Genomic DNA, 15,763 nt, shown 5'->3' with positions numbered 1-15,763 from the left:
ACGCCCCAGGAACACGAGGAAATCCAGGCCCTGCTGGACGGGGAAAAATAGTCCGGCGCGACCGTATACGGGCGGCGGGCGGCGGGCCGCAGAGCGCCAGCCGCTGGGCCGCTCGGCTCGCCCCACACATGCATTGAACGTTTATCCAACAGGCCGGTCTACCTTTGTCTACTACAAACATAGGAGCCACTCATGCATGCCCCTCTCGACGACGAACTGGCAGCTTTTCATATCGGCGGCGGCGGCGCGATCACGAGCTGGAACGCCAGTTGCCGGCGCCTGCTCGGCTACGACGAGAAGGTCGCGCTGGGCCAGGCGGCTGAATTCCTGCTGAGCCCGCTGCCCGAGCAAGCCGGCATGCTGCGCGGCCAGCCCAACGGGGACGCCGCGGCGGAATTGGAGCTGGGCCGCGCCGATGGCAGCCGGGCGCGCTTCGACCTGCGCCTGCTGCCGCAGCGGGACGGCGCCGGCCCGGACGGCAGCATCGTCCTGCTGGCGCCGGCTCGGCCGGCGCTCAGCGAACGCGAGCAGATAGGCGCACTGCAACTGAAGTCGCTGATGTCCCTGGGCAGCAACAATTTTTGCGTCATCAACAACAGCGGCCGCCTGACATTGTGGAACAAGCGGGTGGAGGAGACCACCCAGCTGAACAGCGACGAACTGGCGGACGCGGCGGCCATCGATTTGTTTCCGGAGGCGCAGCGCCCGCTGGTGCGGGACAAGATGCGCGAAGTGCTGCAGCAGGATGCCGAAGTCCAGCTCGAGGCGGATCTGGTGGCCAAGGATGGCCACGCCACGCCCTATCTGTTCGCCGCCAGCCGGTTCAAGTGCCACGGCCACTATTATGTGTTCTGCCTGGGCATGGATATTTCCCAGCGGCGCCGGGGAGAGGAAGCGCTGCGCCTGCGCGAACGCGCGCTGCATGCCACCAGCAACGGCGTGCTCATCACACGCTGCGCGGGCGAAAACAACCCCATCGACTATGTCAACCCGGCCTTCGAACAGATTACCGGCTACAGCACGGCCGAGGCGATCGGCAGCGACCCGCGCTTCATGGCTGCGCCCGGCCTGGACGAGGCCGAGCGCGGCCAGCTGCGCATCGCCATCGCCGAGCGGCGCGAAGCCAACGTGGTGTTCCGCAACCTGCGCAAAAATGGCGAGCTGTTCTGGAACGACCTGACCATCACCCCGGTGCGCGGCGACAATGGGCAGGTCAGCCACTACATCGGCATCATCAACGACGTCACCGCGCTCAAGCAGCGCACCTCGCTGCTCGAGCACGAGGTCAACCACGATACGCTGACCGGCCTGGCCAACCGCAATCTGCTGTGGGACCGCCTGGAGCAGGCGCTGCACACGGCCCAGCGCAACAAGTCGCTGGTGGCGGTCCTGCTGGTCGACCTGAACAAATTCAAGCTGATCAACGACACGCTGGGCCACGAGGCCGGCGACGAGGTGCTGAAGATGGTGGCGCGCCGGCTGCAGGCGGCGGTGCGCGAGAGCGACACCGTGGCGCGCCTGAGCGGCGACGAGTTCGTGCTGATATTGGCCGACCAGCCCTCGCTGCGCTACACGCTGCGCATGCTCGAGCGCCTGCGCAGCAGCCTCGCCAAGCCGATGGTGTTCGAAGGCAAGGACATCTCGGTGGGCGCCAGCATGGGCGTGAGCGTCTACCCGCACGACGGCTGCAGCGCGCTCGACCTGGTGCGCGCCGCCGACGTCGCCATGTACGACGCCAAGACCAGCGGCGACCAGAGCGTGCACCTGTTCTCGGCAGACATGCGCTCGTGCACCGAGGCCAAGCAAAAGCTGGAAACCGACCTGCGCAACGCGCTCGCCAACAACGAAGTGTTCCTGATGTACCAGCCGAAATGGTCGCTGCACAGCGGGCGCTTGAGCGGCATCGAGGCCCTGCTGCGCTGGCGCCACCCCGAGCTGGGCGTGCTGCTGCCGACGTCCTTCCTGTCCGATGCCGAGGAAAGCGGCCTGATCGTACCGCTGGGCCAGTGGGTGCTGGAACACGCTTGCGCCATGCTGCGCCGGCTGGCGGCGCTGGGCCACGGCGAGATCGCCTTGTCGATGAACGCATCCTACCGCGAGTTCATCCAGGACAACTACGTGGCCGACGTCGGCGCCATGCTGAAGCGCTTCGGCGTGGCGCCGCGCAACTTCGAGCTGGAGTTGCGCGAGGACCATCTGATGCGCGATCCCCACCTGAGCCGGGATGTGGCCGAGGCCGCCCGGGCGCTGGGCATCCAGCTGGCGGTGGACGACTTCGGCGCCGGCAGCAGCAACCTGCCCTATCTGCAGAGCATGCCCTTACACCACCTTAAAATGACGCGCGCCTCGGTGCGCGAGATCTGCCCGCGCACCAACTCCGGCCGCCTGGCCAAGACACTGATCGACATCGGCCACAACATGGGTTTCGCGGTGGTCGCAGAGGGCGTAGAGACCGACGCCCAGCGCAGCTTCCTCAAGCATTGCGGTTGCGACGACGCCCAAGGCCATATCTTCAGCGCCCCGCTGAGCCAGCGGGCGCTGGAAGCACTGCTGGCCGACGCAGCGCTCGAAGTGCATTGAGCGCCGGCATAAAAAAAAGCGGACCGAAGCCCGCTTTTCGCTGTGCTGCCAGGAACGGCGATTAACGCTGGTCCAGCGGCGGCACGTCGCGGTTGGTGGCGCCGACGAACAGCTGGCGCGGACGGCCGATCTTCTGTTCCGGATCGGCGATCATCTCGTTCCACTGGGCGATCCAGCCGATGGTGCGGGCCATGGCGAAGATACCGGTGAACAGCGACACGGGAATGCCCAGCGCGGACTGCACGATGCCCGAGTAGAAGTCCACGTTCGGGTACAGCTTGCGCGAGACGAAGTATTCGTCGTTCAGTGCAATCTTTTCCAGTTCCATGGCCAGCTTGAACAGCGGGTCGTCCTGCAGGCCCAGCTCTTCCAGCACTTCGTGGCAGGTTTCGCGCATCAGCTTGGCGCGCGGGTCGAAGTTCTTGTACACGCGGTGACCGAAGCCCATCAGCTTGACGCCGGAGTTCTTGTCCTTCACTTGCGCGATGAAGGCCGGGATGTTCTCGACCGAGCCGATTTCCTTCAGCATGGTCAGCGCCGCTTCGTTCGCGCCGCCGTGGGCAGGGCCCCACAGGCAGGCGATGCCGGCTGCGATACAGGCGAAGGGGTTGGCGCCCGAGGAACCGGCCAGTCGGACGGTCGAGGTCGACGCGTTCTGCTCGTGGTCCGCGTGCAGGATCAGGATGCGGTCCAGCGCGCGCACCAGCACGTCGTTGACCTTGTATTCTTCGCACGGATTGCCGAACATCATGCGCATGAAGTTGGCGCTGTACGACAGGTCGTTGCGCGGGTACACGAAGGGCTGGCCGACCGAGTACTTGTAGGCCATGGCGACCAGGGTCGGCATCTTGGCGATCAGGCGGATGGCCGACACTTCGCGGTGCTTGGCGTCGTTGATGTCGAGCGAATCGTGGTAGAACGACGCCAGCGCGCCGACGGTGCCGACCAGCACCGACATCGGGTGCGCGTCGCGGCGGAAGCCGCGGAAGAAGAATTGCATCTGCTCGTGGACCATGGTGTGCTTGGTCACGGTGTCGACGAATTTGGCTTTTTCAGCCGCGTTCGGCAGTTCGCCGTTCAGCAGCAGGTAGCACGACTCCATGAAATCGGCGTTCACGGCCAGTTGTTCGATCGGGTAGCCGCGGTACTGCAGCTCGCCCTTGTCGCCGTCGATGTAGGTGATCGACGAGTTGCACGCTGCGGTGGACATGAAGCCCGGGTCGTAGGTGAACTTGCCGGTGCCGGCGTACAGTTTGCGGATGTCGATGACGTCCGGGCCGACCGTGCCCTTGTAAATCGGGAACTCGACCGATGGGCTGCCGTCAGAGAACGACAGAGTAGCTTTGTTGTCAGAGATGTTCATGGACTCTTCCTTCTTGGAGAGATGCGGCTTATTAAAAAAACTTCTAAACTTTCCCGGCGGCGTGGGCACCCGCCGTGGCGGGCGCCCTTGCGCAGTATCAGGCCAGACGCAAGCGCTGCAGCAGTGCGTGCACGTGCGGCAGATCGACCTCGCCTTCCGGCTCTGCGCGAGCCAGCACCAGATCCATCAGCGCATTGTCCGACAAGTCGAGGAGCCGCGTGAACGCGTCCACTTCCTCGTCGGTCAATTCGGTTTCATGCGCATCGAGGAAACGAGTCAGGATGATATCGTTTTCCAGCAATCCCCGGCGGGCGCGCCAGCGCAGGCGCGCGCGGTTTGCCGGGTCGGCCTGATGCGCAGGCTTTTCCATATCGGTCATATCGGATAATCAGATTATCAGATAGCGCGGCGGACCATCAGTTCCTTGATCTTGCCGATCGCCTTGTTCGGGTTCAGACCCTTGGGGCAAACGTCGACGCAGTTCATGATCGAGTGGCAGCGGAACAGACGGTACGGGTCTTCCAGGTTGTCCAGGCGCGCACCGGTCGCTTCGTCGCGCGAGTCGGCGATGAAGCGGTAGGCTTGCAGCAGGCCGGCCGGGCCGACGAACTTGTCCGGATTCCACCAGAACGACGGGCACGAGGTCGAGCAGCAGGCGCACAGGATGCACTCGTACAGGCCGTCGAGTTCTTCGCGTTCGGCAGGGGTCTGCAGACGCTCTTTTTCAGGCGGGATCGAATCGTTGATCAGGAAAGGCTTGATCGAATCGTACTGCTTGAAGAACTGCGTCATGTCGACGATCAGGTCGCGGATCACCGGCAGGCCCGGCAGAGGACGCAGCACGATAGGCTCGGTCAGCTCGTTCAGGTTGGTGGTGCAGGCCAGACCGTTCTTGCCGTTGATGTTCATCGCGTCCGAACCGCACACGCCTTCGCGGCACGAGCGGCGCAGGGCCAGCGAGTCGTCGACGTCGGACTTGATGCGCTGCAGCGCGTCGAGCAGCATCTTGTCGGTGTCTTTCAGCTCGACCGTCAGGTCTTGCATGTAAGGCTTGGCATCCTGGTCGGGATCGTAGCGGTAAATCTTGAATTTGAGAGTGCGTGCCATGATGTTCTGGGCCCTTGCTTAGAAAGTACGTGGTTTCGGCTTGAAGGTATCAACCGTCAGCGGCTTGGTGACGACAGCCTTGTAATCGAGGCGGTTGCCTTCCGAGTACCACAGGGTGTGCTTCATCCAGTTGTCGTCGTCGCGGTTCGGGAAGTCGCTGTGCGCGTGGGCGCCGCGCGATTCCTTGCGCGCCACCGCCGAGGTGATGGTCGCTTTCGCCGTCTCGATCAGGTTGTCCAGTTCCAGCGCTTCCACGCGGGCGGTGTTGAACACCTTGGACTTGTCCTTGAACGACACGTGCTTGCGGCGCTCGTCGAGCACCATGATTTCCTTGGCGCCCTGCACCAGCAGATCGTCGGTACGGAACACGCCGCAGTACTTCTGCATCGTGGCGCGGATGTCGTTGGCGACGCCCTGCACTTTTTCCGAGCCGGTCGAGGTTTCCAGCTTGTTCAGGCGGCCCATCGCGAAATCGGCGGCGTCCTTCGGCAGCGGCTTGTTCTCTTTCTGCTTCAGGTTCGACGCGACCACGTGGTTGCCGGCCGCGCGGCCGAACACCACCAGGTCGAGCAGCGAGTTGGTGCCCAGGCGGTTGGCGCCGTGCACCGATACGCAGGCGCATTCGCCGATGGCGTACAGGCCGTTGACCACTTTCTGGGTGCCGTCGCCGTTCGGCGTGACCACCTGGCCGTGGATATTGGTCGGGATGCCGCCCATCTGGTAGTGGATGGTCGGCACGACTGGAATCGGTTCCTTGGTCGCGTCGACGTTGGCGAACTTGTGGCCGATCTCCAGGATCGACGGCAGGCGCTTGGCGATGGTGTCGGCGCCGATGTGGCGCAGGTCCAGCATCACGTGGTCCTTGTTCGGACCGCAGCCGCGGCCTTCCTTGATTTCCTGGTCCATCGAGCGCGACACGAAGTCGCGCGGCGCCAGATCCTTCAGCGTCGGAGCGTAGCGCTCCATGAAGCGTTCGCCTTCCGAGTTGATCAGGATGCCGCCTTCGCCGCGCACGCCTTCGGTGATCAAGACGCCCGCGCCGGCCACGCCGGTCGGGTGGAACTGCCAGAATTCCATATCCTGCAGCGGCAGGCCGGCACGCGCCGCCATGCCCATGCCGTCACCGGTGTTGATGAAGGCATTGGTCGACGCGGCGAAGATGCGGCCGGCGCCGCCGGTGGCGAAGATGGTGGTCTTCGCTTCCAGGATCATGCATTCGCCGGTTTCCATTTCCAGTGCCACCACGCCCACCACGTCGCCTTCGGCGTCGCGGATGATGTCGAGCGCCATCCACTCGACGAAGAAGTGGGTGCGGGCGCGCACGTTCCGTTGATAGAGCGTATGCAGCAGCGCGTGGCCGGTGCGGTCGGCCGCGGCGCAGGCGCGCTGCACGGCTTTCTCACCGAAATTGGCGGTGTGGCCGCCAAACGGACGCTGGTAGATGGTGCCGTCGGGATTGCGGTCGAAGGGCATGCCGAAGTGTTCCAGCTCGTAGACCACCTTCGGTGCTTCGCGGCACATGAACTCGATGGCGTCCTGGTCGCCCAGGTAGTCGCCGCCCTTGACGGTGTCGAACATATGCCAGAACCAGTTGTCCTCGGCCATATTGCCCAGCGAGGCGCCGATGCCGCCCTGCGCCGCCACGGTGTGCGAGCGGGTCGGGAACACTTTGGACAGCACGGCCACGTTCAGGCCGGCTTCCGCCAGTTGCAAGGAGGCGCGCATGCCGGAACCGCCGGCGCCAACGATCACCGCGTCAAAGCGGCGGGTAGGGATTGCAGATTTGATTGCTGCCACGATTACACACTCCAGAGTATTTGTACCGACCACACGGCGCAGCCTATCAGCCAGCCGATGGTGATGATTTGCAGCGTCAGACGGAGGGCCACGGCTTGCACGTAGTCCATCCAAATGTCGCGCACGCCTACCCAGGCGTGGTAGAACAGGCCGAACAGGGTCACGGCGGTAAACAGCTTGAACCACTTCTGGGCGAACAGGCCAGCCCAGCCTTCGTAGTTGAAGTTGCTGCCGGTGAGGAAGCAGATCAGCAGGACGGCGGTGTAGACCACCATCAGAACCGCGGTGACGCGCTGGGCCAGCCAGTCGCGCATGCCGTAGCCGGCGCCGACGACCAGGCGCTTAGGACCGATATTGTTATTTGCCATGTCAGAACACTCCAAACAGTTTCAGTGCCACCAGGGCGGTCAGCGCCAGGCTCACCACCATGACCGAGGCGGCCGACTTGCGCGCCGAATCCTTGTCCAGGCCGACGTGCATGTCCATCACCAGGTGGCGTACGCCAGCGCAGAAGTGCTGGAAGTAGCCCCAGCACAAGGCCAGGATGATCAATTTGGTGAAGGGATGCGATGCGATGCCCTTGAAATGCTCGAAAGAGATCTCAGATAACAGGCTCTTCTCCAGCAGATACAGCACCACCGGCAGCAGCGCGAACATCAGGAAACCGGAGATGCGGTGCAAAATGGAAACCAGGCTGGCCAAAGGGAAACGGTAAGCTGGTAGATCGGTGAAAATGTTGATATTGCGAAACTGCGGCCGTTCTTTTTTTGGTGCTTCTCTTACGGCTTCTGACATGACGAGACCTCCCTATACGTAATGCTAAATTTGTGAGACTGCGATTTTCGCCGATTTTTGCAGTCCAGACCAATATGTATTGTTACATATAACCAAAATTATGTTTTGTCGTACCCGGTCTTTGCAATTTATGCAAGGCCGCGTGTTATTAGCGCAACATCGTCCGGCTGGCGACCGGACAGCGCGTCTCCCTTATGCGTTTTTCAGTTCAGATCGTTCTGATAGTGATGACGTTCGGTCGAATACAGGCCGCGGCGCAGCTCCACCGGCTTGTCGCCGTAGGTGAAGGAGACGCGTTCGGCCATCAGCAGGGGGGTGCCCTGCGCGACCTGCAGCAGTGCGGCGGCGCCCTCGTCGGCGCTGGTGGCACGGATTTTTTCGGCGGCGCGTATCATGCGGGTGCCGAATTCTGATTCGAACAGGCCGTACATCGGCCCCTTGTACTCGACCAGCCGTTCGGCGGTCAGTCCCTTGAAGATCAAGCCGGGCAGCCACAGCTCCTCGACGATGGTGGGCATGCCGTCGAAGGACTGCACGCGCTTGATGAACACCACGGCGTCGCCGGACTTGAGCTCGAGCAGGCGCGCGACGTCGGCCGGCGCGCGGGTGCGCTTGACTTCGATGAACTTCGATTCCGGATAATGGGGCACGCCCTCGTCGGGCATCAGGCGCAGGAAGCGGAAATGGGCGCGTGCCTCGTGGTGGGTCGACACGAAAGTGCCCTTGCCCTGCTTGCGCATGACCAGGTTTTCCGCCGCCAGCTCGTCGATCGCCTTGCGCACGGTGCCCTGGCTGACCTTGAAGCGGCCGGCCAGCTCGACTTCACTGGGGATCAGTTCGCCCGGCTTCCACTCGCCCGACTGCAGGCTTTGCGTGATCAGGGCCTTGATCTGCTGGTACAGCGGGGAAAAGGTCGGGGAGGAGCCGGGGGCAGAAGCGGGCGCGGCGGTGGCCGGAGCCGCCGTCGGGCTGACCGTGCCGCTCGCGGCGGCGCCATGGTTGGTCAGGTTGGACGGGGCGGAATTCATAGACCCGGATTTCACCACAAAAGCCAGGCGCCGTCCAGCAAAACACGACAACTTATCTGTCTTATATAAGACATAAGATATGATTGACAGAAGCAGCAGACCGGCCTACACTCGGCGGCGATGTCCACTTGCCCGCCCGCGCCCGCGCGACCCGGAACAAGAAGAGCATAGCCGCTGCACCGGTCAAAGGCAATCAGTAAACCTTGCCGGTTTTGGTATCATTACAGTTTTCCGCAAGCGTAGGCCCAGCTGCAAGATCGTTTTCTATTCCACTTTGGAGATTCATCATGGCTAAAACCCCAATGCGTGTTGCCGTTACCGGCGCCGCCGGTCAGATCGGCTATTCCCTGCTGTTCCGCATCGCCAATGGCGACATGCTGGGCAAAGACCAGCCGGTCATCCTGCAACTGCTTGAAATCGCTGACGAAAAAGCGCAAAAAGCGCTCAAAGGCGTCATGATGGAAATCGACGACTGCGCATTCCCGCTGCTGGCCGGCATGACTGCCCACGCCGACCCGATGACCGCCTTCAAGGACGCCGACGTGGCCCTGCTGGTCGGCGCCCGTCCGCGCGGCCCAGGCATGGAACGCAAGGACCTGCTGGAAGCGAACGCCCAGATCTTCACGGTGCAGGGCAAGGCGCTGGACGCCGTCGCTTCGCGCAACGTGAAAGTCCTGGTGGTCGGCAACCCTGCCAACACCAACGCCTTCATCGCCATGAAATCGGCGCCGTCGCTGCCGGCCAAGAACTTCACCGCCATGCTGCGCCTGGACCACAACCGCGCGCTGTCGCAAGTGGCCGCCAAGACCGGCACCCAGGTCAAGGACATCGAGAAGCTGTGCGTGTGGGGCAACCACTCGCCGACCATGTACGCCGACTACCGCTTCGCCACCGTCGGCGGCAAATCGGTCAAGGACCTGATCAACGACCAGGAATGGAACGCCAACACCTTCCTGCCTACCGTGGGCAAGCGCGGCGCGGCCATCATCGAAGCGCGCGGCCTGTCGTCGGCGGCGTCGGCAGCCAACGCGGCCATCGACCACGTGCGCGACTGGGTACTGGGCACCAACGGCAAGTGGACCACCATGGGCATCCCTTCGGACGGCTCCTACGGCATCCCTGAAGGCACCATGTTCGGCTTCCCTGTCACCACCGCGAACGGCGAGTACACCATCGTCCAGGGCCTGGAAATCGACGCCTTCTCGCAAGAGCGCATCAACATCACGCTGAAGGAACTGACCGAAGAGCGTGAAGGCGTGAAACACCTGCTGCCGTAAGCGGCGCACTGGCCACTGTGGAACCGGTTAAACCGCCCATACGCCGCACCCGCCGCACTGCCGAGAGCAGTGCGGCGGTTCCGTCTGCGCCCGCCGCAGCCCAGCCCACTTCTCCTTCCCGCATGCATCCATCCGAGGTTTTATTCCAGGGCACGCGCCAGCCGCTGCTTTTGCCGGCCTGCGACCATTACGCCGGCTCCGAAAAGCTGATGCGCAAATCGATTGCCTTGCAACAAGAACTTGGTCCCCTGTTCGACATCACCCTCGACTGCGAGGACGGCGCCTCCGCCGGCAACGAGGAAGCGCACGCGCGCCTGGTCGCCGAACTGCTGACCGGCGAGGACAACAAATTCAAGCGCATCGGCGCGCGCATGCACGACCTGCACAGCCCGCACTTCGAGCGCGACGTCGAGATCATCTGCGGCGCCGCGGCGCAGCAACTGGCCTACGTCGTGCTGCCGAAACCGGACAGCGTGCAGGAAGTGATGCGCGCCATCGATTTCATCAACCGGCACGCGCAGAAGGCCGGCCGCCCCCTGCTGCCGGTGCACGTGCTGATCGAAACCCACGGCGCGCTGCGCGACGCCTACGCCATCGCCGCCCTGCCCCAGGTCGAGTGCCTGTCGTTCGGCATCATGGACTTCGTGTCCGCCCACTACGGCGCGGTGCCGGGCAGCGCCATGCGCACGCCGGGCCAGTTCACGCACCCGCTGGTGGTGCGCGCCAAGCTGGAGATCGCGGCGGCCTGCCACGCGCACGGCAAGGTGCCGTCGCACAATGTGACCACCGAGATCAAGGACCCGGCCGTGGTGGCCAACGACGCCCAGCGCGCGGCCGCCGAATTCGGCTACACGCGCATGTGGAGCATCCACCCGAACCAGATCAAGCCGGTGATCAAGGCCTTTACGCCGCGCCTGTCCGAAGTCAACGAAGCAACCCACATCCTGCAGGACGCCGAGCGCGTGCAGTGGGGCCCGATTTCCCAGAACGGCCGCCTGCACGACCGCGCCAGCTACCGCTACTACTGGACCGTGCTGCAACGCGCGCGCCTGGCGGGCCTGCCGCTGCCGGAGGCGGCCTCCGCCCTGCTGAACCCGATCGAACCTGCCACACCTGTTACGGAATCCAAGTAATGTCACTCTCCAAATTATTTCTGGCCTGCGGTATCACGCTGGGCGCGATGACCACGTGCCTGGCGCCAGTGTCCCATGCAGCCGAGGCCAAGGCTGAGGCCGGCGCCCAAAAAACCTCCGCCAAGGCGAAGAAAGCCCCGGGCAAAAAAGCCGCCGCCGCCCCCGTGGCCGTGGCGCCCGAGGACGCGGAGGAAGCCGCCGAGCCGGGCGTGGAAGGCTCCACCGTGGTCGACTTCGACTGCGAGCTGGGCAACAAGATCACCATCTACCAGAACGCCAGCGACGAACACCATATCGCGCTGCGCTGGAAGAAGCGTCTGCACCGCCTGACGCGCGTCGGCACGACCACCGGCGCCAACCGCTTCGAGAACAAGCTGTTCGGCCTGATCTGGATCGGCATCCCGGCCAAGGGCATGCTGCTCGACTCCAAGCAGAACCGCCAGCTGGCCAACGAATGCCGCAACGCCGAACAGATGAAACCGGCGGCGGCCGCCACGCCGGCCACCCAGGGCTGATCAAGTTTTTTTGTACCCGGCATCACCTGAAAATTAATAACAGACGATACCCACTGAAGGAGAGGTCATGTCCCGCAACACTCTGAACACGCTGAAAGATTTCAACATTTCCGGCAAGAAGGCAAAGTTCTATTCGCTGCCGGCGCTGGAAAAAAGCCTGGGGATCAACGTCTCCCGCCTGCCGGTATCGATCCGCGTGGTGCTGGAATCCGTGCTGCGCAACTGCGACGGAAAAAAAGTCACGGAAGAACACGTGAAACAGCTGGCGAGCTGGGGCGCGACCGCCGAGCGCACCGACGAGATTCCCTTCGTCGTTGCCCGCGTCGTGCTGCAGGACTTCACCGGCGTGCCGCTGCTGGCCGACCTGGCCGCCATGCGCAACGTGGCCTCGAAAATGGGTGTCAACCCGAAGAAAATCGAACCCCTGGTGCCGGTCGACCTGGTGGTCGACCACTCGGTGACCATCGACCACTTCCGCGAGCCGAACGCGCTGGACCTGAACATGAAGCTGGAATTCTCGCGCAACAACGAGCGCTACCAGTTCATGAAGTGGGGCATGCAGGCCTTCGACACCTTCGGCGTGGTGCCGCCGGGCTTCGGCATCGTGCACCAGGTTAACCTGGAGTACCTGGCGCGCGGCGTGCACAAGGCGGCCGACGGCGTCTACTACCCGGACACCCTGGTCGGCACCGACTCGCACACCACCATGATCAACGGCATCGGCGTGGTCGGCTGGGGCGTGGGCGGCATCGAAGCCGAAGCGGGCATGCTGGGCCAGCCGGTCTATTTCCTGACCCCGGACGTGATCGGCGTCAACCTGACCGGCGTGCTGCGCGAAGGCTGCACCGCGACCGACCTGGTGCTGACCATTACCGAACTGCTGCGCAAAGAGAAAGTGGTCGGCAAGTTCGTCGAGTTCTTCGGCGCCGGCACCGAGACGCTGTCGCTGACCGACCGCGCCACCATCGCCAACATGGCGCCGGAATACGGCGCGACCATGGGCTTCTTCCCGGTCGACGACGCGACCATCGAATACTTCCAGGGCACCGGCCGCAGCAAGGCCGAAATCGACGCCTTCGAAGCCTACTTCAAGGCCCAGGGCCTGTACGGCGTGCCGAAAGCCGGCGACATCGACTACACCCGCGTGGTGGAACTGAACCTGACCTCGGTCACGCCATCGCTGGCCGGCCCCAAGCGTCCACAGGACCGCATCGAGATCGGCAACGTGAAGAACAACTTCACCGAGCTGTTCTCGAAGCCGACCACGGAAAACGGCTTCAACAAGAACGCCGCCGACCTGACCGCCGAGTACACCACCACCGACGGCGTGAAAGTGCACAACGGCGACGTGCTGATCGCCGCCATCACCTCCTGCACCAACACCTCCAACCCGTCCGTGCTGCTGGCCGCCGGCCTGCTGGCCAAGAAGGCTGTCGAAGCCGGCCTGACGGTCGCCCCGCACATCAAGACCTCGCTGGCCCCCGGTTCGCGCGTGGTGACCGAGTACCTGACCGCTGCCGGCCTGCTGCCCTACCTGGAGCAACTGGGCTTCGGCGTGACCGCCTACGGCTGCACCACCTGCATCGGCAACGCCGGCGACCTGACCCCGGAACTGAACGCGGCGATCGCCTCGCACGACATCGTCGCCTCGGCCGTCCTGTCGGGCAACCGCAACTTCGAAGCGCGCATCCACCCGAACATCCGCTCCAACTTCCTTGCCTCGCCGCCGCTGGTGGTGGCCTACGCCATCGCCGGCAACATGACGCGCGACCTGATGACCGAGCCGGTCGGCAAGGGCACCAACGGCAAGGACGTGTACCTGGGCGACATCTGGCCGACCTCGAAAGAGATCGCCGCGCTGATGAAGTTCGCGATGAACTCGAAAGTGTTCAAGGCCAACTACGCCGACGTCAAGGGCAACCCCGGCAAGCTGTGGGAAAACGTGTCGGCCACCGAAGGCCAGGTCTACAACTGGCCTGATTCGACCTACATCGCCGAGCCGCCGTTCTTCGAAGGCTTCGAGATGACCCCGAAAGCGGCCGCCACCGGCATCAGCGGCGCCCGCGCGCTGGGCGTGTTCGGCGACTCGATCACCACCGACCACATCTCCCCGGCCGGTTCGATCAAGGAAGACGGTCCGGCCGGCAAATGGCTGAAGGACAACGGCGTGCTGAAGGCCGACTTCAACTCCTACGGCTCGCGCCGCGGCAACCACGAGATCATGATGCGCGGCACCTTCGCCAACGTGCGCATCAAGAACAAGATGATCCCTGCGAAAGCGGACGGTTCGGCGGTCGAAGGCGGCATCACCATCCATCAGCCGTCGGGCGAACAGCTGTCGATCTACGACGCGGCCATGAAGTACGTGGCCGAAGGCACGCCGACCATGATCTTCGGCGGCGAAGAGTACGGCACCGGCTCGTCGCGCGACTGGGCCGCCAAGGGCACCCAGCTGCTGGGCGTGAAAGCCGTGATCACCCGTTCCTTCGAGCGCATCCACCGCTCCAACCTGGTGGGCATGGGCGTGCTGCCGCTGCAGTTCATCGGCGACGACAGCGTTGAATCGCTGGGCATCACCGGCAAGGAAACGTACGACCTGAAGGGCCTGGAAGGCGAGATCAAGCCGCAGCAACTGGCGACGCTGGTGATCCACCGCGCCGACGGCTCGTCGCAGGACGTCACCGTGCTGCTGCGCATCGACACCCCGATCGAGGTCGACTACTACAAGCACGGCGGCATCCTGCCGTTCGTGCTGCGCCAGCTGCTGGCCGCGTAACAAGTCCCCAGCTTCATCAAAAACGCCGGATTCGTCCGGCGTTTTTTATTTGGACCGCCGTCATCGCCCGAATCCACTACAATACGGCTAACAGAACTTTCCAGAGACTAGTAAGCGCTATGCGTCGCCCATCCAAAGAATCGCCACACAAGTTAACCGCCGACAGCCAGCGCCTCGTCACCATTGCCCAGGCCGTGGGCCAGTCCGCCAGCCGCCTTGAAGAACGCACCTGGGAGCTGAGCCTCGACGCCCAGCTGCAGAAGCTGCTCAAGACCAGCCACCAGGACACCATCGACGCCGCCCTGAACGGCCTGTTCCGCGAGGACCTGAACGCCTACGACGTGCTGATGGACGGCGTGGAGGCGGTCAGCGAGTCGGGCACCATCACGGTGGAAGCCGACGGCGTCAGCACCAGGTACGACGTGCTGCTGGTGGCCGCGCCCATCCTGGCCTGGACCCGTTTCGCCATCGCGTCCGGACCGATACCGGCCGACGTGCTGAACACCCTGTCGGCGCACTTCTCGGCCCATCTGCTGGCCGACGGCACCCACATGGCGATGGCCTCGATGCTGTACTCGATCGACCAGCTGCCGCGCACCCACGCCGAGGCCTACGCCAAGACCCACAAGCTGGCGCAAGCCGCCTTGAAGGGCGTGGCGTTCAAATCGGAAGCCAAGGCGCCGGAAACGGCGCCCTTCCTGGCCGACACGCGCTACCTGCTGGCCACCGTGGTGGCGCCGCACGGCGCGCCGCTGTTCCGCTGGCAGATGCCGGCGCTGCAGTCGAACTTTGCCGAGGAACGCAAGGCCGCGCTGGAGCAGTGGCGCGTGCAGGCGATGCCGACCGTGAACCGCTTGCTGCCGGGCTGCGGCATCGAACTGCTGCTGCCGGAAGCGTACTACATGGCCTGCCGCGAGGCGGACAAGCTGATCCGTCCGGTGTCGATCCGCGCCGCCGTGCACTTCCTGACGCACACGCTGGCGGTCGAGCCGTCCGAGCTGCGCGCCGTGATCGCCGGCTTCGGCGAGGAAGCGGCCGACGGCCAGATCGACGAATACCGCGTCGCCTTCACGCCGCGCCAGAGCGCCGACGTGGTGTACGGCGTGGTGTGGCCGCTGTACGGGCAGGAGGACGAGGAAGGCACGCCGCCGGAAGGCCCGATCTCGGGCGGCATCGCCGATCTGCTCAAGCCGCGCACGCCGGTCGAGGAAATCGTCGAGCACCTGAACGCGCTGGGCGTGACGCAGGTGAAGAAGCTGGGCGAGCGCTACGTGTCCGAATACTGCGACGACTGCGGCGCGCCGCTGTTCGCCGACCCGACGGGCGAGCTGGTGCATGCGGAAATGCCGGAGGATACGCCGGCCGGGAACGAGCACTTCCACTAAGCTGCCC

The 15,763-nt window shown here is 64.0% G+C and carries 13 protein-coding genes; 6 read left to right on the top strand and 7 right to left on the bottom strand.

Annotated elements, in window-relative coordinates:
* The first annotated feature begins 192 nt into the window (after positions 1–192).
* Entirely contained in the window at positions 193–2,580 is a 2,388-nt protein-coding gene (locus ACSQ8Y_RS02245) for a sensor domain-containing protein (RefSeq protein WP_436264839.1), read from the top strand.
* A 61-nt stretch (positions 2,581–2,641) separates the two neighbouring features.
* On the opposite strand, the gene gltA is transcribed toward ACSQ8Y_RS02245, so the two are convergent.
* The 7 genes from gltA to ACSQ8Y_RS02210 form a co-directional block, all read right to left on the bottom strand.
* Positions 2,642–3,943, bottom strand: a complete 1,302-nt coding sequence (gene gltA, locus ACSQ8Y_RS02240) for a citrate synthase (protein WP_436264838.1) — start codon at positions 3,941–3,943, stop codon at positions 2,642–2,644.
* Between the two features lie 97 nt (positions 3,944–4,040).
* Entirely contained in the window at positions 4,041–4,322 is a 282-nt protein-coding gene (locus ACSQ8Y_RS02235; RefSeq protein WP_436264837.1) for a succinate dehydrogenase assembly factor 2, read from the bottom strand.
* A 17-nt stretch (positions 4,323–4,339) separates the two neighbouring features.
* Positions 4,340–5,050, bottom strand: a complete 711-nt coding sequence (locus tag ACSQ8Y_RS02230) for a succinate dehydrogenase iron-sulfur subunit (RefSeq protein ID WP_436264836.1) — start codon at positions 5,048–5,050, stop codon at positions 4,340–4,342.
* Positions 5,051–5,068: 18 nt separating this feature from the next.
* The gene (gene sdhA / locus ACSQ8Y_RS02225) at positions 5,069–6,847 is read right to left on the bottom strand and encodes a succinate dehydrogenase flavoprotein subunit (RefSeq protein ID WP_436264835.1); all 1,779 of its coding nucleotides are present in this window, start codon (positions 6,845–6,847) and stop codon (positions 5,069–5,071) included.
* Between the two features lie 2 nt (positions 6,848–6,849).
* Positions 6,850–7,215, bottom strand: a complete 366-nt coding sequence (gene sdhD / locus ACSQ8Y_RS02220) for a succinate dehydrogenase, hydrophobic membrane anchor protein (protein WP_436264834.1) — start codon at positions 7,213–7,215, stop codon at positions 6,850–6,852.
* A 1-nt stretch (position 7,216) separates the two neighbouring features.
* Positions 7,217–7,642 carry a succinate dehydrogenase, cytochrome b556 subunit gene (gene sdhC, locus ACSQ8Y_RS02215; protein WP_436264833.1) on the bottom strand — a complete coding sequence of 142 codons (426 nt, stop codon included), beginning with the start codon at positions 7,640–7,642 and terminating at the stop codon, positions 7,217–7,219.
* A gap of 203 nt (positions 7,643–7,845) precedes the next feature.
* Complete coding sequence (locus tag ACSQ8Y_RS02210) at positions 7,846–8,670, bottom strand: GntR family transcriptional regulator (protein ID WP_436264832.1); 825 nt, start codon at positions 8,668–8,670, stop codon at positions 7,846–7,848.
* Positions 8,671–8,957: 287 nt separating this feature from the next.
* On the opposite strand from ACSQ8Y_RS02210, the gene ACSQ8Y_RS02205 reads away from it, so the two are divergent.
* From ACSQ8Y_RS02205 to ACSQ8Y_RS02185, 5 genes are all read left to right on the top strand, one after another.
* Positions 8,958–9,947, top strand: coding sequence for a malate dehydrogenase (locus ACSQ8Y_RS02205; RefSeq protein ID WP_436264831.1), 990 nt, complete (start codon positions 8,958–8,960; stop codon positions 9,945–9,947).
* A 122-nt stretch (positions 9,948–10,069) separates the two neighbouring features.
* Positions 10,070–11,080: an HpcH/HpaI aldolase/citrate lyase family protein gene (locus ACSQ8Y_RS02200; RefSeq protein ID WP_436264830.1), complete on the top strand. Its 1,011-nt coding sequence runs from the start codon at positions 10,070–10,072 to the stop codon at positions 11,078–11,080.
* Positions 11,080–11,595 carry a hypothetical protein gene (locus ACSQ8Y_RS02195; RefSeq protein WP_436264829.1) on the top strand — a complete coding sequence of 172 codons (516 nt, stop codon included), beginning with the start codon at positions 11,080–11,082 and terminating at the stop codon, positions 11,593–11,595. Before ACSQ8Y_RS02200 ends, ACSQ8Y_RS02195 begins: the two co-directional genes overlap by 1 nt.
* Positions 11,596–11,662: 67 nt before the next feature.
* Positions 11,663–14,371 carry an aconitate hydratase AcnA gene (gene acnA / locus ACSQ8Y_RS02190; RefSeq protein WP_436264828.1) on the top strand — a complete coding sequence of 903 codons (2,709 nt, stop codon included), beginning with the start codon at positions 11,663–11,665 and terminating at the stop codon, positions 14,369–14,371.
* A 119-nt stretch (positions 14,372–14,490) separates the two neighbouring features.
* The gene (locus tag ACSQ8Y_RS02185) at positions 14,491–15,756 is read left to right on the top strand and encodes a DUF2863 family protein (RefSeq protein WP_436264827.1); all 1,266 of its coding nucleotides are present in this window, start codon (positions 14,491–14,493) and stop codon (positions 15,754–15,756) included.
* The last annotated feature ends 7 nt before the right edge of the window (positions 15,757–15,763 follow it).

The sequence above is a fragment of the Pseudoduganella sp. LjRoot289 genome, from assembly GCF_964252925.1.
GTDB lineage: Bacteria > Pseudomonadota > Gammaproteobacteria > Burkholderiales > Burkholderiaceae_D > Rugamonas.
Note: the sequence above shows the minus strand (reverse complement) of the source record. Positions and strands in the feature narration are given on the sequence as shown.